Origin of the sequence: Plantibacter sp. CFBP 8804, from assembly GCF_014841225.1 — a bacterium.
In the GTDB taxonomy this organism is placed as follows: Bacteria; Actinomycetota; Actinomycetes; order Actinomycetales; family Microbacteriaceae; genus Plantibacter; species Plantibacter auratus.
Window position 1 is genome coordinate 16,514 of the sequence record NZ_JACYTU010000014.1, and the last position, 23,049, is coordinate 39,562.

Consider the following 23,049-nt stretch of genomic DNA (forward strand, 5'->3'; position numbering starts at 1 on the left):
GTTTCTCGTGTGCCCTTCGACAAGCTCAGGGACCGGGAGAAGATCACCGGAACAGGAGGTCCCTCGTGGGCCCTTCGACAAGCTCAGGGACCGGAGGAGCGTACTCAGGGACCGGCGGAGGACCACCTGGAGTGGGAGGGGCCCTCGTGTGCCCTTCGACAAGCTCAGGGACCGGGAAAGGATCACCGGATTCGGGAGGTCCCTCGGCAGGGACCGGAAGAGGTTCGTCCCGGAGCGCGACGTTCCGTAGGCTTGACGGGTGAAGCTCATCGCCACCGTCCGCGACCGCGCGACCATCACCACCGAAGCCTCCGCACCCGACGTCGCCGCATTGCGCGCCGCCGTCCTCGCCTCCACCCCGCCCGGGCACGCCCTCGCCGGGCTGCACGGCGGCGGTCGGGTGAACGGCGACCTCGTGGGCACCGCGGTGTTCCGGCCGACAGCCACCCGCACCATCGAGGCCGAGGGTCGCGACTACCCGAGTGCCCGCAAGGCTTTGGAGGCGCTCGTGCCGGAGGAGCAGGTCGTCCTCTCAGTCCACGCCGTGGACCAGTAGGACTCGACGGCACGAGCGCCCCGCGCGCTCAGCAGCAGCGCGAGCCGGGCGTCCGGTCCTGCTCCGCGAAGCGCTCCCGCCAGAACGTGCGCTCGTCGGGGACCGCTGCGTCGGGATGGACGCGACGCTGGTGATCCACATAGGTGGCGTAGGCGGTGTCACCCATCAGCGAGGTGACGAACCACCGCAGCGCGGCCCAGCCCCGTCGTATGCCGGACATCAGTGCCCCGACCGCGCGGGTCGCTTGTCAGCATCCACGGTCGACCACTCCCGCTCGAGTGCCTTCTCCGCCTTCGTGGCGATGAGCCCCGACGGCGCATACCGGCGTGACGGCAGCGCCGGATCCTCCGAGCTCGGCCCACCACCCGAGCGGAACGACCGCACCGTGTGCAGGATCGCGAAGAAGATGACGATGATCGCGAGGGTCACGAACAGGATCGAGAGCACTCCCTGCACGGTGGTGTTCCGCACGACCGCCTCCATCGCCGCCCGCGTCGGTGCATTGCCGAAGCTGTCCTCGCCCGCGGCAAGCGCCTCACGGAACGCCGCGTTCTGCGCCCAGTAGCCGACGGCAGGCACCGGCGAGAAGATCTTAAACATCGACGCGGTGATCGTCACCACGGCGGTGAACGCCAGCGGGACGGCGACGATCCACAGCCAGCGGAAGTTCCCGCGTTTCGCCACGATCGCCATGCAGACGGCGAGCGCGATGGCGGCGAGCAACTGGTTCGCGATGCCGAACAGTGGGAAGAGGGTGTTGATGCCGCCGAGCGGATCGGTGACGCCCATGATGAGGATCGCTCCCCACGCCGCCACCATCACCGCGGTGCAGATCCACGCTCCGACCCGCCAGTCCGGATCGCGGAACTTGGGGATGATGTTGCCGAAGGTGTCCTGCAGCATGAAGCGCGCCACGCGCGTCCCGGCGTCGACGGCGGTGAGGATGAACAGCGCCTCGAACATGATCGCGAAGTGGTACCAGAACGACATGAGCGATGTGCCACCGATGAGTTGCTGCATGATGTGCGCGAGGCCGAGGGCGAGCGTCGGCGCCCCGCCGGTCCGGGAGACGATCGACTCCTCCCCCACGTTCGCCGCCGTCTGCGTGAGCACGTCGGGTGTGAGGTTCACCCCGGCGAGGCCGAGCGAGTTCACGAAGGCGACCGCCCCCTCGACGGTGCCGCCCGTGGCCGCTGCGGAGGAGTTCATCGCGAAGTAGATGCCGCGGTCGATCGACAGTGCCGCGACGAGGGCCATGATCGCGACGAACGACTCCATGAGCATGCCGCCGTATCCGATGAAGCGGGTCTGGCGCTCCTTCTCGATCAGCTTCGGCGTGGTGCCCGAGGCGATGAGCGCGTGGAAGCCGGAGAGGGCGCCGCACGCGATCGTGACGAAGAGGAACGGGAAGAGCGAGCCGCTCACGACCGGCCCGGCGTCACCACCGGCGAACTCGCTGAACGCCGGCACCGTGATCTCCGGGCGGACGAGGACGATCGCTCCCGCGAGCATGACGATCGTGCCGATCTTCATGAACGTGGAGAGGTAGTCACGTGGCGCGAGGAGCAGCCACACCGGCAGGATCGCGGCGACGAAGCCGTAGACGATGATCCCGACGGCGATGACCGTGCGGTCGAGGGTGAACGCCGCGGCGCCCCACTCGGTCTCGGCGACCCAGCCGCCGGCGACGATCGCGAACATGAGGAGGACGAAGCCGATGATCGAGATCTCGGTGATCTTGCCCGGCCGGATGAAGCGCAGGTACACGCCCATGAAGAGTGCGATCGGGATCGTCATGGAGACGCTGAAGACACCCCACGGGCTCTCGCCGAGCGCGTTGACGACCACGAGGGCGAGGATCGCGACGATGATGACCATGATCGCGAGCGTCGCGATGATCGCCGCAGTGCCGCCGATCACGCCGAGTTCGTCGCGCGCCATCTGGCCGAGGGAGCGGCCGCCGCGGCGCATCGAGAAGAAGAGGACGAGGTAGTCCTGCACGGCACCCGCCAGGATCACGCCGATGATGATCCAGATGGTGCCGGGCAGGTAGCCCATCTGGGCCGCGAGCACCGGGCCGACGAGGGGACCGGCACCGGCGATCGCCGCGAAGTGGTGGCCGTACAGCACCCGGCGGTCGGTGGGGACGAAGTCCTTGCCGTTGGCGAGGTACTCGGCCGGGGCCGCCCGCCGGTCGTCGGGGCGCAGCAGCTTGCGTTCGATGAGCTTCGAGTAGAAACGGTAGGCGATGAGGTAGGTGCAGACCGCCGCGAAGACGAACCAGATCGCATTGACCGTCTCGCCCCGGACGAGGGCGAGCATCGTCCAGGCGAGACCGCCGAGGAGGGCGATGGCGACCCACAGGATCACCTTCGCCGGGGTCCATCTCGGAGCGAGGTCGGCCTCGTCGACCGCCGTGGGCGGCAGCTCCGGATCCTGGACCAGGACGGGTTCGACCTCCCCGCCGCCCGCGGGCTGCAGCGCTCCGTCCCGCTTCGATCCTGCGCGTGCTCGGTCCTGTCGTCCGGCGTCGTTGCCCATGACGATTCCTCCCTCAACGGTGGTGTTCGTGCGTCGAGGCTAACAGCGTCGCGGCGGCGGGCGCTCGCGAGGTCGGGTCAGACGCGGAAGGTGGTGCCTCGGACGACCAGGTCGGGTGCGAGCTGGACCGATGAGACGCGGGCGTGCTCACCCGAGAGCCGACCGAGCAGGAGATCGAGCGCCGCGTACCCGGACTCCTCGAACGGCTGGCGGACCGTCGTGAGGTCGAGCGCGGAAGCCAGCGGTCCGTCGTCGTAGCCGACGAGCGAGCGTCCCACGGGCAGGTGCGCGCCGGTGACGCGGAACGCCCGGTGCGCGGCGGCGGCCAGCTCGTCGTGGTTGGCGACCACGGCGGTCGCTTCCGGGTCGGCCAGGAACGCCCGCTCGAGCGCGGCACCGACGGCTTCGACGAGGTCTGTCGCGGCGACGTCGGCCACGGCCTCGGAGACGGAGAGCAGGTGACCGAGGCCGCGCGCCCGCAGCATGCCGGCCGACACGTACTCCTCGGAGCGTTGCGGCTCGTGGAGGAACACCACGCGTTCGTGACCGAGCTCCGCGAGATGTCGCGCGATGAGTTCACCACCCCGTTCGTCGTCGATGAGGACGGAGGGCAGCCCGAGCCGCCGCTGCGCGCCGTCCGGGACGTCGACGAGGACGACGGGCGGGCCGGGGAGCGCCTTCGACTCCAACGCGGCCGGTGACAGCGGCACGCCCATCACCACGATGCCGTCGATCCCCGCTCGCATGGGCAGCGCGTCGAGGACGGGACTGTCGCTCCCCGCCGCCGAGGGGAGGTCGTGCACGACGATCTCGACCGAGTCCATCGCGGCGCGCTCCATGATCCCCGAGAGTCGCCGGTAATAGGAGGCGTAACTCGAGAACGGCGCAGCGACGGCGATCCGCTGAGCACCGCTCGCGGCGGCACCACCGCGGTAACCGAGCTCCGTCGCTGCGGCGATGACCGATCGTCGCGTCGCCTCGTTCACCCGCTGCGGGTGGTTGATGGCCAGGGAGACGGTCGAGATGCTCACGCCGGCACGCTTGGCCACCGCGTAGATCGTCGCCTTCTGCGTTCGCTCGTCCATGGCGCACCTCCTCCGACGATCCTAGCTCGTAAAAAGTTCTTTGATCGAAGTTCTTCGATAGCGGATACTCGAACCGGACACGGCATCGATGCCGGGATCGGAGGAACACCATGGCTCGGAGCAAGCCCACCGTCGACGCGTTCGTCACGGCCGTCACGGGGCGTCTGGCAGCGCTGCAGACGCCCGAGCCGAAGGATCCCGCCGGGCGGCGTGCACACGCAGCCGCCTTCGACCGGGTGTCCTCCGAGGCGCTCGGCACCGAGACCCTCGTGGCAGCGACCGAGGACCACACCGTCCGAGTGCCCGGCCACCCGGACGCACGGCTCCGCGTCTACTGGCCCGACCAGCAGCGACTCCCCGCCCTGGCCGACGGTGCGTCCGGTGGCCGGCCCGTCCTCGTGTACTTCTTCGGCGGTGGCTTCACGATCGCCGGGATCGACTGGATCGGTTGGGACGCCGGGTTCCGTCGCCGCGCCAGGGAGGCCGGTGTCATCATCGTCGCCGGCGAGTACTCCTTGGCCCCGGAGGTCCGGTACCCCGCACAGCCGGAGCAGTGCTGGTCCGTGTTCGAGTGGGCGGCCGAACACGCGCGTTCACTCGGCGGTGACCCCGACCGACTCGCGATCGGCGGTGCATCATCGGGCGGGAACCTCGCCGCCGCCGTGACCCTCATGAACCGGGACCGCGCCAAGCGGCCGATCCGGCTGCAGCTGCTCGAGGCTCCGGCGCTCGACCTGACGCGCGGACACCTCGACGCCCGGGGGATCACGCAGGTCCCGGGTGCCATCCTGCGTCGCCTCGCGCGCCAGCTCGTGCTCCAGTACCTGGGGCCGGACCGGGCGACGCAGCACGAACCGTACGCGTCGCCACTCCTCGCGACCGACCACCGGGATCTGCCACCGGCCGTCATCTACACGGCGGAGATGGACCCACTCCGCGGAGACGGCGAGGCCTACGCCCGCGTGCTGAGCGAGGCCGGCGTGCCGGTGAGCTGCGTCCGGTACATCGGGCAGACGCACACCTCCGGCGGGCTGACCGGTCATGTCCCGGCGGCAGACCACCTGCATCGCGACGTCATCACGACCCTGCGGACGCTGCACGAGGACCCGGTGAGCTACGGCGCGCCGCTCCGCGAGCCGGCGGAGGCCTCGCGGTGACGTCCGTGGAGGAGCTGCGGCTGGACCCGGGCATCCTCGCCTGGGCTGCGCGGATCGAGGAGCACGCGGAGCAGCTGCCGGCACTCCGCTCCTCGGACCTCGCCCTCCGTCGGCAGGCGGCGCGGCGGCTCTCCGACCTCCTGGCGGAGGAGTTCACCGAACCCGCACCACCGTCGGTCGAGATCACCACGAGCTGGATCGACGGACCGGCCGGCCGGCTCGAGCTCCGCCGGTACCGCCCGGACGGACTCCCGTCTCCGGCGCCGACCCAACTCGCGCTGCACGGCGGCGGCTTCACGTCCGGCACCGTCCACGAGCTCCTGAACGACCGACTGCTCGCAGCCAGGGCCTTCACCGCCGGGATCCAGGTCGTCGCGCTCGGATACCGGCTCGCACCCGAGCACCCCTATCCGGCCGCCGTCGACGACACCATCCACGCCCTGCGGGTCCTGACCTCCGAAGCAGGCCCGAGCCGTTTCGACGTCGACCCGGGCCGCCTGGGCATCGCCGGCAACTCGGCGGGTGGCGGGATCGCGGCGAGCGCCGTCCTCCACCTGCGTGACTCGGGTGACCTCCCCCTCGTCCATCAGGCGCTCGAGGTCCCCGCGGTGTCGCTGACCCCGTCGGGCGACTCCGCCACCCGGTACGCGCGCGGGTTCGGGCTGGACGACGCGGAGGCACTCGTGCCGCTCTACCTCGGCGGTCCGCGTGCGGCGGACGCCTACGCCTCCCCGCTCGAGGCCGACGACCTCTCGGACCTGCCGCCCACGCTGATCCAGGTCGCCGAGCACGACCCGCTCCGCGACGCGGGTCTGGCGTACGGACGGCGACTCGTGGAGGCGGGGGTCCCGTCGGTGACGTGGATCGGGCGCGGCCACGTCCATGCGTCAGGTGGTCTCACGGCCGTCATGGCGGGCGCGAGGGAGTGGCAGGCGGTCCAGGCCACTGCGCTCCGTGAGGCCTACGGGACGAACCCGCTCGTACCCGAACCGATCCAGCCGAGGAGACGATGATGTCAGCTCACACCCCACCCACCGGTCCGTCCACGGGGCCAGTCGAGCCGGAGCCGCGCATCGGTGACGCCGTCCCCGTCGCGGCGGTCGATCCGGACGCCGTCCCCGGGTCCCCGCAGGCGCGCGGCTTCCTGCCGCTGTTCGTCCTGGCCTGGTTCGGGGTCACGCTGGCGCTCGGCACCATCAGCGGGGCGTCGATCCCGAAGGCCCTCGCGTTCCTCGACGACGCGACGAAGGGGACGAACCTCTCGATCGTCGCGGCGGTCGGCGGCGTCGTCATCATGATCATCACGCCGCTGTTCGGCCGGCTGTCCGACCGTTCGCTCTCGCGATTCGGGATGCGGCGGCCGTGGATGCTCGGCGGAGCGGTCGTGGCGCTCGGCGGGGTCGCGATCCTGGCGACGGGCGACAGCCTCACGGTGACGATCCTGGGGTGGAGCATCGTGCAGCTCGGCTTCGGTGCGACGAACATGGCGGTGCACGCGCTGCTCGCCGATCAGATCCCGGCGCGGATCCGGGCGCGCGTCGCAGCCGCCGCCAGCGTCTCGGGCGGGCTCGCCCTGATCGTCGGCGCGCAGATCGTCGCCGCTCTCCCCAACGACGCGCGGTGGACCTGGTTCGTCGTGCCGGGCCTGATCGGCGGCGTCCTGAGCACCGCGCTCGTGTTCGGGCTCCGGGACATCGTGCGGACGGTCCCTGCTCCGCCGTTGCGCGTGGCCGACATCCTGTCCACGTACTGGCTGAACCCCGTGCGCTATCGCGACTTCTTCTGGGCGTGGGCCTGCCGCCTGCTCGTGACGATGTCGATCGTCTCGGTGTCGATCTACCTGTTGTTCTTCATCATCGACCAGTTGGGCATCCCGAAGGAGCAGGCGTCGGGTGTCCAGGCGAATGCGCTCATCATCTTCACGGTCGGGAACATCGTCATGACGGTCCTGTTCGGTTGGATCTCCGACCGGACCGGGCGACGCAAGCCGATCGTGCTCGTCTCCAGCCTCCTGAGCGCGGTCGGACTCGGGGTCGCGATCATCTCCCCCGACGTCACCGTGTTCCTCGTCGGCATCTTCATCGTCGGAGCGGCTCAAGGGGCCTACGTGTCCGTCGACATCGCCCTCATGACGGAGGTCTTGCCGTCGTTCGACGAGGCCGGCAAGGACCTCGGCATTGTCTCACTGTCGTACCAGCTCCCACAGCTGCTCGTACCGATCGTCGCCGTCCCCCTGCTCGCGCTCGGTGGCGGGGAGAACTATCACGCGCTGTATGTCGCGGCGATCGTGTTCGCCGTCCTGGGCGGACTCGCCGTGCTGCCGATCAGGTCCGTGCGATGAGACCGGCACTTGCACGGTCAACGGATTGCAGGGGTTGGTTCCGGGGTGGTTTCCAGGTGGAGTCCACCCGGGGCGCAGGACCCGGAGTGACACTGGACCATACCCGACCTCTGACCACCGGATCCCCATGACCCTGCCGTTCCCAGCTTCGCCCGACGACACCCTGCAGCGGCGACCGCTCCGCGAGGCGCTCGCCGACGCCGTGCTGCAGGACTTCATCGACGACCTCCCGGTCCCCCTGCGACCGACCGACCTCGCGACCCGGCTCCTCTACCCGCGCTGGCAGGTGTACTCCGACATCCACGAGGGCAGACTCGTCGCCGAACGGGTCCGGAACAACCAACGGTTGTTGAAGATCGATGTCGAGCGGAACCGGGCGTGGATCGCTCGCGGGCTCACCACCCGTCGGGCTCGCGCTGGGTCCGCCGTAGGCGAGGCGGGGCCCGAGTCGCCCGTCTCGGTCGTCATCGTGGATCCCGAGGCCCTCGCGCAGCTGAACACCCTCACGGCGACCGGCTTGAGCGTGCGGGAGGCGGTCGAGCTTGCACTCACCGCCCTCGGCTCGCGCGAAGCGGCCACCACCGCCACGGTGCCCGACATCGACTCGCGTGGCCGACAGGTGCGGGCGGGCTGACCGGTCCTAGCGGGCCGACCCGGCGGAGGCGCGTCAGATCGACGTGCGCATCGCGCGCTCGAACTGCGCCACGAACTGCGTGCCCGGGTCGGACCAGTCCGCGGCGGTGATGGACGCCGAGATCCGCTTCGCGTGCTCGACCGCGTCGGGCCGTTCGACGATGTCGACGAGGCGACGGGCGATGGCCGCTGGCGACAACGGGACGTACTCGATGTGCTCGCTGTCGAGCACCCCGGTCGTGTTCGGGCTGTCGTTGACGACGGGCACGACGCCGGAGGACATGATCTCGAGCGGCAACAACGACATGTCGGTCAGCGAGAGGACGAGACCCGCGGCACACCGGTTGTAGACCGCGTTGAGCTCCGAGATGTCCATCGCCGACCGGTTGACGAACGGGAACCCGGTCTCGTATCCCGACATGTCCCAGCCGACGAGGTTGATCGTGATGTCGGGCCGCAGTCGGTGGAACTCGGTCAGGGCGAGCTCGCCGATCTCCCAGCCGCGTCGAGGAGTCGGCGGGCGGGCGTAGAACAGGATCTCGGTGCGAGGCGCGTCGTTCACGTGCGAGTAGTGCTGCTTGTCGACCGAGTAGTCGAAGTGGTCGCAGCTCATCCCGTACTCGTCCGCGACCTTCTGCGCGAGCCACGGCCCGGCGGAGAAGCCGTGGAACCCGAACCGGTAGGTGTTCTCCGCGAGCACGTACTCGCTGCTGGCCGGGTAGAACCAGGGTTCGAAGTCCTGCACGAAGGAGAACCGCTTGGCCGGCCCCTCGTAGCGGAACGCGGGGTAGGCCGTCTGCCAATCGGAGGACACGACGACGTCCGCGCCCGGCGCGATGCCGGTCGTCGGGTCGTACCGGACGATGTCGGCCTGCAGCTCCGGGTACGCGCTACTCGCCGCCATCATCGCCCGGATCCCGGCGATGTCGACCGCGGGCTGGGCCGACGCCTGGTACAGGTAGATCGTGAGCCGGTGCCCGGCCCGCTCGAGGAACTCCATGAACCGGAAGGCGTTCTGGTGCCCGCCCGAGGTCCGGCTCGGCGGCGAGATCAACCACGCCACGTCGTACGGGCGCTCCGGGAACTCGGCGGCGTTGAAGTTCCGCGGCACCGTCCAGTCCGCGGCGATGGCGTCGCTCGGGTACAGGTCCGTCGGCTTGCGCCGCATCGGGTTGAACCGTCCGTCGGCGAAGTGCACGGCGCGCCAGAGCGTCGACCTGACGCCCTCGCCGCGGATGGCACGGAGCCCCTGCCCGATCATGCCCATATGGAGTCCCGTCCCGTCGATGCCGTCACCGCAGGTGCGGCGGGTGCTGCTGGTGTCACTGGTCCGAACGCTCGGACCGCCGTGATGACCCGGTCCACCTCGTCGTCCGTCATGGCGGGCCACAACGGGAGCCGGACGAGACGCTCGGCGAACCGGACCGCGTGCTGCGGCTCGGTGACCACTCTGCCGTAGCGCCGACCCGCAGCGCTCGAGTGCAGCGGCACGTAGTGGAAGGCGGCACCGACACCGTGCGCCTGGAGGTGACGCAAGAGCTCCTGCTGCACCTGCGCATCCGGAAGCAGGAGGAAGAACAGGTGCGCGGCGTGCACGCCACCGGGTGGGTCCATGAGTGTCGCGCCGCGATCGTGCGCCCACTCGGCGAGTTCGGCCGCGTAGCGGTCCCAGATGCGATGCCGATGCCCCTGGATCACGTCGAAATCGCGGAGCTGGGCGTCGAGGACGGCGGCGTTGAGCTCGCTCGGCAGGTAGCTCGACCCGAGGTCCGCCCAGCTGTACTTGTCGACCTGCCCGCGGAGGAACTGTGCGCGATCGGTCCCTTTTTCGCGCATGATCTCCGCGTGCAGCAGGACGGTCTCGTCGGAGATGAGCAGGGCACCGCCCTCGCCGCAGTGCACGTTCTTCGTGTCGTGGAAGCTCTGGGCCGCCATCGCTCCGACCGTGCCGAGGCGGACATCGTCGCCCGCGACCCCGAGGCCGTGCGCGTTGTCCTCGAGCAGGTGCAGCCCGTGCTCGGCCGTGAGCTGCTGGAACGCCGGCACGTCCACCGGGACACCGCCGTAGTGCATGATCGAGATCGCCCGCGTGCGGGGTCCGATGGCGTCGGCGACGTGCTGCGGGTCCAGGTTGCCCGTCGACGGGTCACTGTCGACGAAGACGGGCGTCGCTCCGGCGAGGACCACCGCGTTCGCCGCCGACGGGAAGGTGAAGGTCGGCAGGATGACCTCGTCGCCGGGACCGACGCCGATCAGTCGGGTCATCATCTCGAGCGCGTGGGTCCCCGAGGTGGTCAGCAGCACGTGCGGCGCGCCCGTGAGGTGCCTGAGGTGCTCGGAGGCCGAGGCGGTGAAGACACCGTCGCCGTGGACGTGGTCTCCGGCGAGGACGCGTTCGAGCTGCTCGAGCTCGCCGGCCGCGCGATAGGGCTTCGACAGCGGGATCCGCTGCTCCACACGCACTCGTATCATGACAGTTCTCGCATCGTGCTTCCCCCGGACGTTCGATCGACACCCTCGATGTCGATGCTCCGAGGAACGCTCACGTCACCGGGGCGCTTCAGTATCCGCCCGAGTCGGCACGACCCACATCCTGCTGCGGGCTATTCCACCCCCGCCACCTGGCGGGTTCAGCCTCCAGTCCGTCGCCGACCGCTTCCCAGGACTCGTAGGGTGAGACTCGAACTGAGGAGGACACCGTGATCGGAGTGGCCATCGTCGACGACGAGGCGTTGGTACGGTCCGGATTCGAACTCATCCTGGGTGCCGTCGAGGACATCGAGGTCGTCGCCTCGGTCGACGGGATCGACGCCGTGGAGGCGATCCGCTCGAGCCGTCCCGACGTCGTCCTCCTGGACGTCCGCATGCCCGGGCGCAACGGGCTCGACATCCTCGACGAGCTGCAGACCTGGGACGACCCGCCCGTCGTCGCGATCCTGACCACCTTCGACTCCGACGATTACATCGCACGCGCCCTCCGCAGTGGCGCTGCGGGGTTCCTCGTGAAGGACACGGACCCGGAGCAGCTCCCCATGCTGCTCCGATCCCTCTCCGCGGGCGGCATCGTGCTCTCCCCGCAGGTGTCCCGGACGCTCGTCGGCGGGTTCGCCCGAACGGCCGACCGCGAGGCGGCGAAGCGACTGTCCGGGCTGACCGGCCGCGAACAGGACGTGCTCGCGGCGCTCCGAACCGGCGCGTCCAACACCGAGATCGGCGAGGCGCTGCACCTCAGCCGCGCGACCGTGAAGGACCACGTGAGTGCGATCCTCGGCAAACTCGAGGTGACGACCCGACTCGAAGCCGCCATCGTCGCCGAGCGTGCCGGGGTCCGCGGTGATGAGGCGGCCTCCCGGTGAAGGGACACTCCCGGCTCTGGCTGGTCCTGCTCGAACTCGCCCTCATCGCAGCGGCGACGGTGGAGAGCCTGGCGACGCTCGAGTGGGCCGCGCCGTGGGAGTCCGGTCTGGCGATCGCCGCTGCGGTCGGCCTGGTCTTCCGGCGGCGCTGGCCGTGGCTGTCGCTCCTCCTCGCCGTGCCGGCCTTCACCCTCAACCTCGCCACCCTGGCCGGCCTGGCATCGCTCTTCTCCGTCGCGGTGCGGGAACGGCGACGCTGGCGGCTCGTCACGACGGGCGCCGTCGTGTTCGTCCTCGCCGCGGTGCCGTGGTGGGGGTGGACGTCGCCCAATTACACAATCCTGTCCATCGTGTACGCCGCGCTCTACGCGGCGGCACCGATCGCCTTCGGCCTGCTCGTGCGCACCCGCCGCGAGCTGTTCGACCGCATCCGCGACCTCGAACAGATCCGACGCAGCGAGCGGGCGCGCATCGCCTCCGACGTCCTGGTCGAGGAGCGCACGCGCATCGCCCGGGAGATGCACGACGTCGTCTCCCACCAGGTCAGTCTGATCGCCGTCCAGGCCGGTGCGATCCAGGTGCAGACCGAGGAACCCGGGACGAAGCGGATGGCGGTGACGATCCGGTCACTCGCGTCGCGCACGCTCGACGAGCTGCGCGACATGGTGACGCTGCTGCGTGCGGAGACCGGACATGCGCCGCTGGCCCCGCAACCGACGGTCGACGACCTCGACCGGTTGATCGCGGACAGCGGCATCGCCGTCACCTCCGCCATCGAGCTACCGGACGGACTCCCCGCACCCGTGCAGCGTGCGATCTACCGGACGGTGCAGGAGGGGCTGACGAACGCGCGCAAGCATGCACCAGGGGCCGCGGTCGACGTCCGCGCCGAAGCCTCCGCCGACGAGGTCACCGTGGTCATCCGGAACGCCCGCCCCGCACGCGCGTCGGACAGCTCGTGGTCGTCCGCGGGCCACGGCCTCGTCGGCTTGAGCGAACGCGCCGAACTCCTGAACGGGTCCCTCCTCACCGAGGACGCCCCGACCCGGTTCACCCTGACGTTCCGCGCGCCCTACTGACGCTCAGCCGTCCGTGCCGGACCGGCGGTGGTCAGTCGAGAGCACCGACATCAGGATCGAGTCGACCCATGCGCCGTCCCAGTGGAGCGTGTGACGCTGACGCCCTTCGACGACGAACCCGGCTTTGACGTAGGACCGTTCCGCCCTCGGATTGAACGAGTAGACGTCCAGGACGACTCGGTGCAGGCCGAGCACGGAGAACGCGTGGTCGAGGACCGCTGTCGTGGCCTCCGTCCCGAACCCCTGTCCGGTCCGCCCGGGAGTCAGCGCGATCCTGAAGTTCATCGACGCGTTGTCCTCGTCGAGCTCGTTGAGCACCACCTCGCCGAGGTACTCCCCCGAATCGATCGCGGTGACGGCCCAGTCGGCCCGGTCGTCCTGTCCGCCGATGGTCGCGAGGTGCCGCTCGATCAGATCGCGCGGGATCGGGCCGCGCGTGCCCGTGAGACGCAGCGTCTCCGGGTCGGCCAGGCCGCGCAGCGTCGGTTCGAGGTGCGCGGAGCCGAGCGGGACCAGCCGGAGCCTCGGCGTCACGAGGGTGTCGAGCTCCGCGAGCTTCGAGGTGTCGACGGTCGGGACGGTCATGCGCGTTCCTCCGCGACCGCCTGATCGCCGAAGAGCGGTGTCTGGAAACGACGCTCGAAGCGCACGATGCAGCCGGTGCCCCGCACGAGCTCGTAGGCCTCGATGCACTCCGGATCCGTCGCCGCGGCGATGCGGTACTGCTCGTAGGCGGCGAGCGACGGGAAGCTGAACAGCGCGAACGCCTCGTCGTTGTCGCCCTCCGCTGGGAGGAAGTAGCCGTGGTGGTCGCCACCGAGCCGGTTCACGAGGCGGATCCAGCGCCGCCCGTACTCGGTGAAGGTGTCGAGCTGCTCGGGGTCGATCTGGTAGCGGAGGTGGATGGTGATCATGGGTCCAGTCTGGCCGGTCACCCGGTGGCGACGAACACCTTCCCGTCCGTGGACACGGTCACCGGTTCCGGACCCGGCGAGACGAACACCGCGGCACCGCGCTCCAGCACCACCGTGTCCGGGCCCTGTTCCACGCGCGCGGTACCGGCGGTCACGATGATGACGGCCGCGCCGCCGCGAGCGAGGTCGCTCGCCGTCCCCCGGTCGACCTGGACGAGTTGGAAGTCGTCGACCGGCACCGGGTAGACGACCCCGCCACCGACACGCGCCACCGGCTCCACGAACGGGACCGGCATCGGAGCGATCTCGAGGACGGCGAGCAGTTCCGGCACGTCGACGTGTTTCGGCGTCAGCCCGCCACGCAGCACGTTGTCGCTCGACGCCATGACCTCGACCCCGAATCCGGAGAGGTAGGCGTGGATGTTCCCCGCGGGCAGGAACAACGCCTCGCCTTCCCGCAGCGTCACGAGGTTGAGGAGCGCCGCGACGACGATGCCGGGGTCCCCCGGATACTCCTCGGCGAGCTGCAGGATGAGTTCCCGCTCGGCCGTCCAGCGCGATCGACCGTCGGTGTCCGGGGCCGCTCCACCGTCGGTGCCGACACCGGCGGCTGCGACGAGGGCGGCGACCACGCCAGGTGTGCGTCGTTCGAGCACGGCTTGCACCGTCGGCTCCAGCCCGGCGTCGAGCAGCCGCGCCGCCAGCTCGTCCAGCGCCCGCCGGTCCGGGCCGACGATGCGTCCGGCGAGATGCCCCAGCAGCGCGTGCGACTCCTCGACCGCACGGAAGCCGCAGAGGGCACGGAACCCGTCCCGCAGGGCGACGATGATCTCCGGCTTGTGCCACGCGTCCTTGTAGTTCCGATGCGGTGCGTCGAGCGGTACGCCGCGTCGGTTTTCATCCGCGAACCCCGCTCTGGCCCGGTCGGGCGTGGGGTGGACCTGGAGGGAGAGCGGCCTCGCGGCGGCCAACAGCTTCACCAGGAACGGCATCCTGGAACGCCCGCCGAGAGCCGCGTCGGGGTCCGACACGATCCACTCGTTGAGACTCTCCGGAAGACCGCCATCCCGATCGACGAACTCGGTCAGGCTGCCGGAGTGTGCACCGAGCCAGAGCTCAGCCTGAGGCGAACCGTCGGCGGGTATCCCCAGCAGCTCCGGGATGGCCGTCGTCGACCCCCAGGCGTACCGCTTGGGGTCGCTGGTGATGCGGTGCAGCGCCATCAGAGGGCACGCCGTCGACCGCGGACCAGCAGCAGGCCACCCATCGCGAGCAGCGTGAGCGCGCCGACGATCCAGGGTGTGGCCTCCCAGCCGGTGCGGGCGAGGTCGTCCGTCTGCGCCCCAGGGTCGGTGCCGCCCGACCCTCCAGGCTGTCCCGTGCCTGGCTGTCCCGTGCCCGGCTGTCCCGTGCCCGGCTGTCCCGTGCCCGGTTCCGGCTCCAGCGCCGCAACCGTCGTGACGACGTCGTCGACCAGCAGGGTGCCGGCTCCTTCACCACCGAGGTAGAACCCGATCTGGGTGACGGAGGTCGGGTCGAACGTCGCCTCGCCAGCCCAGGCCGGCGGGGCGAAGGCGGAGAACGGGATCTCGATCAGCTGCCAGCCCTCGCCCTCGATGGGCGCGACCGTCTCCCAGTACGTCCCACGCGTGACGAACTGGACGGTGACGTCGTCGCCCGGTGTCCCCTGCACCCAGAGCTGGAGCCCGGTGTAGCCCCACCAGTCCTGCGGCGTCTGGAAGGTGCGGACGACGCCGGCATAGCCGGGACCGGCGAGGTCGTACGCGGCCGACATCGCGTTCGTGGCGGTGTCGGGGTTCGGCGTGAGCGTCGGTGTCACGGCACCGCCCCCGGTGTTCCGCACGTAGGCGGCCTGCAACGCGGCGTCATCGGCGTACGACTCGAAGTCCTCGACGACGAGCGGTTCGCTCGGCAGCGCCTTCATGAGGAAGTCCGCCGCTCCCGTACTCGAGGCGGTCGTCCCGGCTCCGTTGACCGCGGTGACCGACCACCAGTACATCTGTCCCGGTGTGAGGGAGACCGTCGGGGTGACCGAGGGGGTTCCGACGCCGTCGACGACCACGACCGGGTTTCCGAGGTCGGCCTGCGCGGCGAGCGTGAAGCGGTAGTAGGCCGCGCCGGCCGCCGACTCCCAGGTGAAGGTCGGCGTCGCGGTCACATCGACGGTGCCGGGCGCCGGTGAGACGGATGCGAACGCCGCCGGCGGCCCGCTCGGAGCGTCCACCGCCGACCAGATGGTGGCCCGCGACACGGTCGCGCCGGCGGCGAGGGTCACCCGGAGGTATGGCCCCGTCAGATCGCGTGCGTTCACCGTGGCGCCGGGTCCGACCTCGGACGCGGCGGTCACCCAGGCTGAACCGTCAGCGCTGGACTCGACCACGAACGATCCGGAGACGATGAACGACGCCGCCGAGAGTCGGTCCTGCTTCCAGGTGACGCTGGCTCCATCGGAGGCGGCGACCACGCTCGTCCCGTCCGCGCGTGGCGCGATCGTCGCACCGTCGTGTGCCTCGGTGAGCAGCCAGGACTCGAGCGGGTCGACGAGCACGCGGGTGTCGATCTCGGTCATGACCGGGTCCGACGACGCTGCGTCGGCCCCGGCCCCGTCGATCGCGACGACGCGGTAGACCGCTCCCGTCGGCGAGGCGAAGTCCGTCGCGGACCCGGCGTCGGCCCGGAGCGCGCCGGTATCGACCGCGGTCCACGAGGTCCCGTCGAGCGAGCGTTCGAGCCGATACGAGACCGCACCGCCGGCCCCGCGCCACCGGACGGTGTTGATGCCGTCCGCGCGGTCGACCGCCGTGATGAGCGGTGTCCCGACGGCGGGAGCAGCCGGCACGGCACCGATCGCGGCGGCATAGGCGGCGATCGCGGAGACCCGGGCGCGCTCGGCGTCGGTCGCACCGGGTGCATGGATCGTGAACCCGTCGTCGTGCGGGACGAGCCCACCACGGTCGTCGTTGCCGAACAGCGACCAGAACAGCATGCCGGTCACGTTCGGGTCGGCGACGAGCGGTTCGAGCAGCGCCGGGCTCGCAGCCGTGGAGGCGTACTCGCCGGCCAGGTAGACCTTGCCCGCGGCGGTGACGGTGGCCGCGTCCGCGGACACGCGTGCGGCGGTGGGCGGGTAGTAGTGCACGTCGACGATGTCGAGCCCCGGCGCCGAGAGCGTGTCCGGGTCGATGTCGAATCGGCGACCGGCCGCGACGAGCTGCTGCGGGGCGCGTTCCTTGATGAACGCGACCTGCCGGTCGATCCACGGGGCGGTCATCCCCTCCAACTCGTTCCCGAGCTCCCACGCCATGATCGTCGGGTCCTCGGTGTACCGGACGCCGGTGAGCGCGTTCGTCCGCTGGAGGATCGCGTCGACGTAGGCCTGGTAGGCGGCGATCGGCCGCTCGTCGGCGTAGAAGTCGGCCGACGTCAGCCCGTACGGGGTCGTGAAGTCGCGATGCCCGCCGTGGTAGTACTCCCACTCGTCGGTGAGCGGGAGCACCAGCCGGATGCCGAGCTTGCCGGCGTACGCGATGGCGAAGTCGATCGTCGCGAACGCCTCCTCGTTCAGCTGCCCGAGGGCCGGCATGATGGCCAGGGGGTTCGCGCCGTCTTGGCCCGTCGAGGTCATCATGTGCGTCCGGACGACGGTCGAACCCATCCGGGCCGCCGCGTCGAGGGTGTCGGCGATGCGGAAGGCCGTCGGGTAGTCGACCCCGCCCACGTTCTCGTCGAGACCGAGCCAGTAGACGTTCGGGCCGCTGAAGCGGAAGGTCTCGCCGTCGAGCACGAGGCGGGAGCCGTCTCGCTCGACGAACGAGGTGTTGAGCGAGGTCCAGTCGGCCGGGGCGGCGGCTGCCGGCGACGCGAGCGCCGGGAGCAGTGCGGCGGTGACGGCCGCCGCGAGCATGCCGGCGGCGAGACGGCCGCTCGAGTTGCGGTGCGGTGGGCGGGGGTCGGGGGTGCGATTCATCGTGCCAGGCTCCTTCGTCTGGGATGGTGCATCGGGTCGAGCGGTGGGAGGCCGAGTGCCTCCGGTCGGTGGATGAGTGCTGCGGCGCCGAGGATCGGACCTGCGCCGTCGAGCGCGGAACCGGTGACGACCACGCCGGCCGCGTAGTCGAGGACGATGGCGTCCTGCACGGCGGCACGGACGAGGTCGAGGTAGTCGGTGCTGACGGCGGTGAACCCACCGCCGACGGCGACCGCTTCGAGGTCGAGGAGGGTCGCGGCGCTCGCGATCGCCTGGCCGACCGCGGAGGCCGAACGGACGACGGCGGACCGTGCGATGGGATCCCCTGCCGCGGCATCGACGGCGAGCGCCTCGCCGGTGTGCCCGTCCCAGCCGCGGGCCCGCGCCCAGGCGACGCTCCGTGGTCCGGACGCGATGCGCTCGAGCGTCGCGTCGTCGGCGGACTCTCCAGGTACGCGCGAGGCGATCTGCACCTGACCGATGTGGCCGGCGTTGCCGCTCCGGCCGGCGATCAACCGCCCGTGCAGGATGATCCCGCCGCCGACACCGGTCGAGACGATCATCGCCATCGAGTTCTCGGTGCCGCGGGTCGCTCCGAGCCAGTGCTCCGCGAGCGCGATGCAGGTCCCGTCGAGACGGACCACCACCGGGGCGTCCGGTAACAGCCGCGCGACGTGTGTCCGGAGGTCGAAGCCGTGCAGTCGCGGGAGGTTCTTCGGGCTCACAGTGCCGCGGCCGAGGTCGACGGGACCCGCGGAACCGATGCCGACGCCGACGAGCGCGGAACCGTCCGGCAGGTGTGCGACCGAAGCGAGGACGACCCGGTCGACGGCGTCCTCCAGTGCACGGCGCCCGGCCTCGGGCCCGGTCGCCGCGCGATGCGCGCTGCCCTCGACCACGACGCCTTCGGCCGTGACGAGCGCCGCCTCCACCTTGGTGCCACCGAGGTCGACCGCGAGCGCGATCGACCTCGACGGGTCCTGCCTCCCGGTCAGGTCCGCCAGGGTCACCGCGCCCAGTCCTCGACCAGTTGGTTCGCGGTGCGCACGACCCGGGTCGACAGGAGCTCGTCCTCGTCGAGTTCCACCTCGGTCCGCACGTGGAACGTCACGCGCTCTCCCGGCAGGAGGGTCACGAGCTGGTCGTCGACGACGGCGACCGGGTCCAGCTTGTCGACGAGCAGCGTGAGGTCGCGGAGGAACGACTCGGCCGTGATGGTCACGGCGTAGCCGTCCTCCTCGCGGGCGACCTCGGCACTGAACCGCGGGGCGGGGATCGTCGAATCACGTGCCTCGGTGAAGGACCAGAAGCCGCGTTCCGCCCCGAGCGTGGCGACGAGCACCTCGTCGGGCGCCGAGCCCGCGACCGCGACCGCTTCCGGGATGTCGACGAGCGTCGAGGAGCGTCGGTCCAGGTCGACCGGGACGCGCACTGCGGCGAGTTCGGTCCCGTCGAAGCGCACCCGTCGGATGACGAGGTCGTCGGCCCAGGCGTCGGGCCCGTCGTTGAGGACGGCGACCACGAGGGACTCCCCACGCGGCTGGACGGTCACGAGCCGGTCGGCGTAGACGTGCCGCAGGGCGTAGAGCAGCGGCTTCGCGCGCTCGTCGCCGTCGACGGCCGCCCAGGAGGTGACGGGCCAGCAGTCGTTCAGCTGCCAGACGATCGATCCCATGCAGCGTGGGCTCCACGCCCGGAAGTGCTCGATCGCGACGGTCACCGCGTTCGCCTGGTTGAGCGACATCGCCCAGTGCCAGTCCTCGGTGTCGTCCGGCAGCGGCAGGTGCGCGACGAGTCCGTCGGTCAGCTTGTCGTTCCCGTCCGTCGCCTTCTGGTGGTGGATCATGCCGGGCGACTCGGGCGTGAGCGGGGAGTCCGAGATCGCCCGGTCGATCGTCGACCACGTCGCCGGGCCCTGCCAACCGAACTCGGCCACGAAGCGCGGCGAGACGTCGCGGTAGGCGGGGTAGTCGACGCGGTTCCACAGCTCCCAGAGGTGCACGGATCCGTGGTCCGGATCGTTGGCCGGGATGTCCGGCGTGCCCGACCAGGGGCTGCCCGCGGTGTAGTTGCCGGCCGGGTCGAGCTCGGCGACGAGCCGCGGCAGCAGATCGAGGTAGTAGCCCATGCCCCAGGTACGGCCCTGGACGCGCTTCTCCCAGCCCCACTCCTCGAAGCCCCAGATGTTCTCGTTGTTGCCGTTCCAGAGCACGAGACTCGCGTGCGGCATGATGCGCGTGATGTTGTCGCGCGCCTCCGCCTCGACCTCGCTCCACAGCGGCTCCTCCTCGGCATAGGCCGCGCAGGCGAAGAGGAAGTCCTGCCAGACCATGATCCCGCGCTCGTCGCAGAGCTCGTAGAAGTCGTCGGACTCGTAGTAGCCGCCGCCCCAGATACGGAGCAGGTTGAGGTTGGCGAACTCGGCCTGGTCCATCCGGCGGGCGAGCCGCGCGCGGTCGACGCGGGTCACGAAGGCGTCGTCGGGGATCCAGTTGGCGCCGCGCACCCAGACGGCCTCACCGTTCACGACGAAACGGAACGAGGTGCCCTCCGCGTCTGGTTCGAGTTCGACGGCGACGGTCCGGAACCCGATCCGCTTCGACCACTCGCCGAGGCGTGCCTCGTCCTGCCCGAGCACGACGTCGAGGTCGTACAGCGGCTGCTCGCCGTACCCGCGGGGCCACCACAGTTCGGCATCCGCGACGGTGAGCTCGACCACGGCGGTATCGGCACCGGCCGCAAGGACGACATCAGTGCTCGCATCGGCGACCGTCGCTGTGAGCGCGAGGGGCGCGTCACCGTCGCCGGCTCGTTCCACGTCGACGTGCACGGCCACCCGGCCCTCGCCGCCGTCGACGGTCACGACCGGACGCACCGAGGCGAGCCGGGCCGTCGACCAGGACTGCAGACTCACGGGCTTCCAGAGTCCCGACGAGGCGGCGTCGAGTCCCCAGTCCCAGCCGAAGTTGCAGGCGGCCTTGCGGATGGCGTTGAACGGGTGGGAGTAGGTGTGGGGGCGGTAGCCGATCTCGAGGCTGGCCAGGTCCGCCGCGGCGACGGGAGAGGCGAAGTGGACGACGAGTTCGTTCTCGCCCTCGCGCAGGACGGCACCGACGTCGATGCGGTACGTGCGGTGCTGGTTCCGCGTGGTCGCGACGACCGAGCCGTTCACGGTCACCGTCGCCACGGTGTCGAGTCCCTCGAACACGAGGTCGTGCCGCTCGTGGCCGTCCGGCTCCCACGTGAAGGTGGTGCGGTACTCCCAGTCCGTCGATCCGATCCACGTCACGAGGTGCTCGTTGCGGTCGAGGAAGGGGTCGGGGATGAGCCCGGCGTCGAGGAGGTCCGTGTGCACGAGGCCGGGCACCGTCGCGGGGACGCTCGTCCCGACGAAGGCCTCGGGGATCGCGCCGCCGACCGCACGCAGACTCCACCCCTCGTGCAGGAGGCGGGTGGTCAGGGGACGGACGGTGGCGGTGTCGATGATGCTCACTTGGTTGCTCCAGAGGTCAGGCCGTTGTAGATGTATCGCTGTAGGAAGAGGAAGGCGACGAGCGTCGGGATGATCACGAGGATCGTCCCGGCCGCGATGATCTGCCACTGGGCGCCGAACGGTCCCATGAACCGGAACAGCGAGGTGGAGATCACCCCCAGGTCCTGCGACGGCATGTACAGGAAGGGGATGTAGAACTCGTTGTAGATGGCGATGCCCTTGATGATGACCACCGTCGCAACGGCGGGCTTCAGCAGCGGGAGGATGATGCGCCAGTAGATCGTGAAGCGGTTCGCGCCGTCCAGCATCGCCGCCTCGTCGAGGGAGACGGGGATCGACTGCATGAACTGCAGGAAGATGTAGATCGCGACGATGTCGGTCCCCATGAAGAGGAGGATCGCGGCGCCACGGGTGTTGAACAGCTCGAGCGCGGACACCACCTGGAACGTGGCCACCTGGGTCGTGACCGACGGCACGAGCGTCGCGAGCAGGAACAGGCCCATGACGAGCTTCCGGCCGCGGAACCGGAACCGGTCGAGTGCGTAGGCCGACATGGTGCCGATCAGGATCGTCCCGGCGACGGACACGAGCAGGATGATCGCGGTGTTCAGGAAGCCCGTGACCATGCCGCCCTGATCGAACGCGACGACGAAGTTGTCGAAATTGAACCAGTTCGACGGCGGGGTGAGCGGGCCGGTCGTCCGCTGCTCGCGGTCGGTCTTGAACGCGAGCATGAAGATCGTGGCGAGGGGGACGACGGCGAAGAGGCTCGCGATGATGAGCGAGGCGTACTTGATCGTCGTCGCGGTGAGGGCGGCGGCGCCCTGCGGACGCTTCGGCCCGCGCCGCGTCCGTCGCAGTGCGCGTCGGGGCTCGGGTGTGGCAGCGGAGACCGGTCGGTCGGCGGTGGCGGTCACGATTCGCCTCCCTGCTCGTCGGGGAAGACCCGGCGTTGGACGAAGGTGATGATCAGGACGATCAGCAGCAGGACGACGGCCATCGCGGACGCCAAGCCCACCTTCGAGAACTTGAACGCCGTGTTCACGGTCTGGATCACGAAGGTCTCGGAGCCGTTGGCACCGCCGGTCATGACGTACGGCATCTCGAAGGCGGACAGTGCTCCGGCGATGGCCAAGATGAACGAGAGGCCGAGGATGCGCCGGATGCTCGGCAGGATGATGAAGCGGAACTTGTGCCACGAGTTGGCACCGTCGAGGTCCGCGGCCTCGTACTGCTCGGATGGGACCGACTGGATCGCACCCAGGAACAGGACGAAGTTGAGGCCCATGTACCGCCAGACGGACGTGGCGGCGAGGGACGCGTTCACGAAGGACGGATCACCCAGCCACTGCGGGGTGTCCTGCACGCCGACCGCCGCGAGCAGGGCGTCGAGGGTGCCGCCTGGACGGAGGAAGTAGAGGAAGACCAGCCCGATCGCGACCCCGTTGATGAGGTAGGGGAAGAAGATGACGCCCTTGAAGAGGTTCTTGAAGCGGGTGCGGAAGCTCAGCAGCGTGGCGAGGTACAGCGCCAGGACGAGCTGGGCGACGGCCCCGACGAGGTAGTACAGGCTCACGAAGAAGACCTGGAAGATCTCCGGCTTCGTGAAGATCTGCACGAAGTTGTCGATGCCGACGAACTCCTGCTCAGGTTCGAGTCCGTCCCACGAGGTGAGGCTGTACCAGAACATGTTCGCGACCGGCACGTACGTGAGCACGATCAGGAAGGCGAGCGGCACGACGAGGAACAGCCAGGGGGTGACGCGGGAGCCGGTGGACTTCGGGGGCCTGCCCGGCCGCAGCGTGCGCGCCCGGCGTGGATGGTTCGTCACCACCGCTCGGGTGGCAGGTGACGCTCCCTGGACTGTGACCATGCTGGTTGCCTTCTTCGCTGCGCGGGGTGGAGG

Annotated in this window: 20 protein-coding genes; 7 read left to right on the forward strand and 13 right to left on the reverse strand. The window is 70.1% G+C overall.

Annotated features, from left to right (window positions below):
- Positions 1-259 precede the first annotated feature (259 nt).
- Positions 260-556, forward strand: coding sequence for a hypothetical protein (locus IFU11_RS17055; RefSeq protein ID WP_079704698.1), 297 nt, complete (start codon positions 260-262; stop codon positions 554-556).
- 28 nt (positions 557-584) lie between these two features.
- On the opposite strand, the gene IFU11_RS17060 is transcribed toward IFU11_RS17055, so the two are convergent.
- From IFU11_RS17060 to IFU11_RS17070, 3 genes are all read right to left on the reverse strand, one after another.
- Positions 585-776 (reverse strand): YbdD/YjiX family protein, encoded by a 192-nt coding sequence (locus IFU11_RS17060; RefSeq protein WP_191940211.1) that lies wholly within the window; start codon positions 774-776, stop codon positions 585-587.
- The gene (locus tag IFU11_RS17065; RefSeq protein ID WP_192019721.1) at positions 776-3,097 is read right to left on the reverse strand and encodes a carbon starvation CstA family protein; all 2,322 of its coding nucleotides are present in this window, start codon (positions 3,095-3,097) and stop codon (positions 776-778) included. Before IFU11_RS17065 ends, IFU11_RS17060 begins: the two co-directional genes overlap by 1 nt.
- A gap of 77 nt (positions 3,098-3,174) precedes the next feature.
- Positions 3,175-4,182, reverse strand: a complete 1,008-nt coding sequence (locus IFU11_RS17070; protein WP_192019722.1) for a LacI family DNA-binding transcriptional regulator — start codon at positions 4,180-4,182, stop codon at positions 3,175-3,177.
- A gap of 110 nt (positions 4,183-4,292) precedes the next feature.
- Here IFU11_RS17070 and IFU11_RS17075 point away from each other — a divergent pair, with 110 nt between their 5' ends.
- The 4 genes from IFU11_RS17075 (at position 4,293) to IFU11_RS17090 (ending at position 8,314) form a co-directional block, all read left to right on the forward strand.
- Positions 4,293-5,339, forward strand: a complete 1,047-nt coding sequence (locus IFU11_RS17075; RefSeq protein WP_079704695.1) for an alpha/beta hydrolase — start codon at positions 4,293-4,295, stop codon at positions 5,337-5,339.
- Positions 5,336-6,352, forward strand: a complete 1,017-nt coding sequence (locus tag IFU11_RS17080; protein ID WP_192019723.1) for an alpha/beta hydrolase — start codon at positions 5,336-5,338, stop codon at positions 6,350-6,352. The genes IFU11_RS17075 and IFU11_RS17080 overlap by 4 nt, the downstream gene beginning before the upstream one ends.
- Positions 6,352-7,680 (forward strand): MFS transporter, encoded by a 1,329-nt coding sequence (locus IFU11_RS17085; RefSeq protein WP_192019724.1) that lies wholly within the window; start codon positions 6,352-6,354, stop codon positions 7,678-7,680. Before IFU11_RS17080 ends, IFU11_RS17085 begins: the two co-directional genes overlap by 1 nt.
- A gap of 127 nt (positions 7,681-7,807) precedes the next feature.
- Entirely contained in the window at positions 7,808-8,314 is a 507-nt protein-coding gene (locus tag IFU11_RS17090; protein WP_192019725.1) for a hypothetical protein, read from the forward strand.
- A gap of 33 nt (positions 8,315-8,347) precedes the next feature.
- Here IFU11_RS17090 and IFU11_RS17095 read toward each other — a convergent pair whose 3' ends face one another.
- Both IFU11_RS17095 and rffA read right to left on the reverse strand, forming a co-directional pair.
- A complete protein-coding gene (locus IFU11_RS17095) occupies positions 8,348-9,574 on the reverse strand; it encodes a rhamnosyltransferase WsaF family glycosyltransferase (RefSeq protein WP_192019726.1) in 1,227 nt (408 codons plus the stop codon).
- A complete protein-coding gene (gene rffA / locus IFU11_RS17100; RefSeq protein WP_371742815.1) occupies positions 9,571-10,770 on the reverse strand; it encodes a dTDP-4-amino-4,6-dideoxygalactose transaminase in 1,200 nt (399 codons plus the stop codon). The genes IFU11_RS17095 and rffA overlap by 4 nt, the downstream gene beginning before the upstream one ends.
- Before the next feature lie 242 nt (positions 10,771-11,012).
- On the opposite strand from rffA, the gene IFU11_RS17105 reads away from it, so the two are divergent.
- Both IFU11_RS17105 and IFU11_RS20860 read left to right on the forward strand, forming a co-directional pair.
- Positions 11,013-11,669 carry a response regulator gene (locus tag IFU11_RS17105; RefSeq protein WP_192019728.1) on the forward strand — a complete coding sequence of 219 codons (657 nt, stop codon included), beginning with the start codon at positions 11,013-11,015 and terminating at the stop codon, positions 11,667-11,669.
- The gene (locus IFU11_RS20860; RefSeq protein WP_192019729.1) at positions 11,666-12,748 is read left to right on the forward strand and encodes a sensor histidine kinase; all 1,083 of its coding nucleotides are present in this window, start codon (positions 11,666-11,668) and stop codon (positions 12,746-12,748) included. The genes IFU11_RS17105 and IFU11_RS20860 overlap by 4 nt, the downstream gene beginning before the upstream one ends.
- 3 nt (positions 12,749-12,751) lie before the next feature.
- On the opposite strand, the gene IFU11_RS17115 is transcribed toward IFU11_RS20860, so the two are convergent.
- From IFU11_RS17115 to IFU11_RS17150, 8 genes are read right to left on the reverse strand one after another with little or no spacing between them, the layout of a single operon-like run.
- Positions 12,752-13,333 carry a GNAT family N-acetyltransferase gene (locus IFU11_RS17115; RefSeq protein ID WP_192019730.1) on the reverse strand — a complete coding sequence of 194 codons (582 nt, stop codon included), beginning with the start codon at positions 13,331-13,333 and terminating at the stop codon, positions 12,752-12,754.
- Positions 13,330-13,662, reverse strand: a complete 333-nt coding sequence (locus IFU11_RS17120; RefSeq protein ID WP_191940199.1) for an NIPSNAP family protein — start codon at positions 13,660-13,662, stop codon at positions 13,330-13,332. The genes IFU11_RS17115 and IFU11_RS17120 overlap by 4 nt, the downstream gene beginning before the upstream one ends.
- Before the next feature lie 17 nt (positions 13,663-13,679).
- Entirely contained in the window at positions 13,680-14,885 is a 1,206-nt protein-coding gene (gene manA, locus IFU11_RS17125) for a mannose-6-phosphate isomerase, class I (RefSeq protein WP_191940198.1), read from the reverse strand.
- Positions 14,885-17,650, reverse strand: coding sequence for a CIA30 family protein (locus IFU11_RS17130; protein ID WP_192019731.1), 2,766 nt, complete (start codon positions 17,648-17,650; stop codon positions 14,885-14,887). Before IFU11_RS17130 ends, manA begins: the two co-directional genes overlap by 1 nt.
- Entirely contained in the window at positions 17,647-18,660 is a 1,014-nt protein-coding gene (locus tag IFU11_RS17135; protein ID WP_371742816.1) for an ROK family protein, read from the reverse strand. The genes IFU11_RS17130 and IFU11_RS17135 overlap by 4 nt, the downstream gene beginning before the upstream one ends.
- Entirely contained in the window at positions 18,657-21,143 is a 2,487-nt protein-coding gene (locus IFU11_RS17140) for a glycoside hydrolase family 2 protein (protein WP_371742817.1), read from the reverse strand. The genes IFU11_RS17135 and IFU11_RS17140 overlap by 4 nt, the downstream gene beginning before the upstream one ends.
- Positions 21,140-22,060, reverse strand: a complete 921-nt coding sequence (locus IFU11_RS17145) for a carbohydrate ABC transporter permease (RefSeq protein ID WP_236555343.1) — start codon at positions 22,058-22,060, stop codon at positions 21,140-21,142. Before IFU11_RS17145 ends, IFU11_RS17140 begins: the two co-directional genes overlap by 4 nt.
- Positions 22,057-23,016 (reverse strand): carbohydrate ABC transporter permease, encoded by a 960-nt coding sequence (locus tag IFU11_RS17150; RefSeq protein ID WP_192019732.1) that lies wholly within the window; start codon positions 23,014-23,016, stop codon positions 22,057-22,059. The genes IFU11_RS17145 and IFU11_RS17150 overlap by 4 nt, the downstream gene beginning before the upstream one ends.
- Positions 23,017-23,049: the final 33 nt, after the last annotated feature.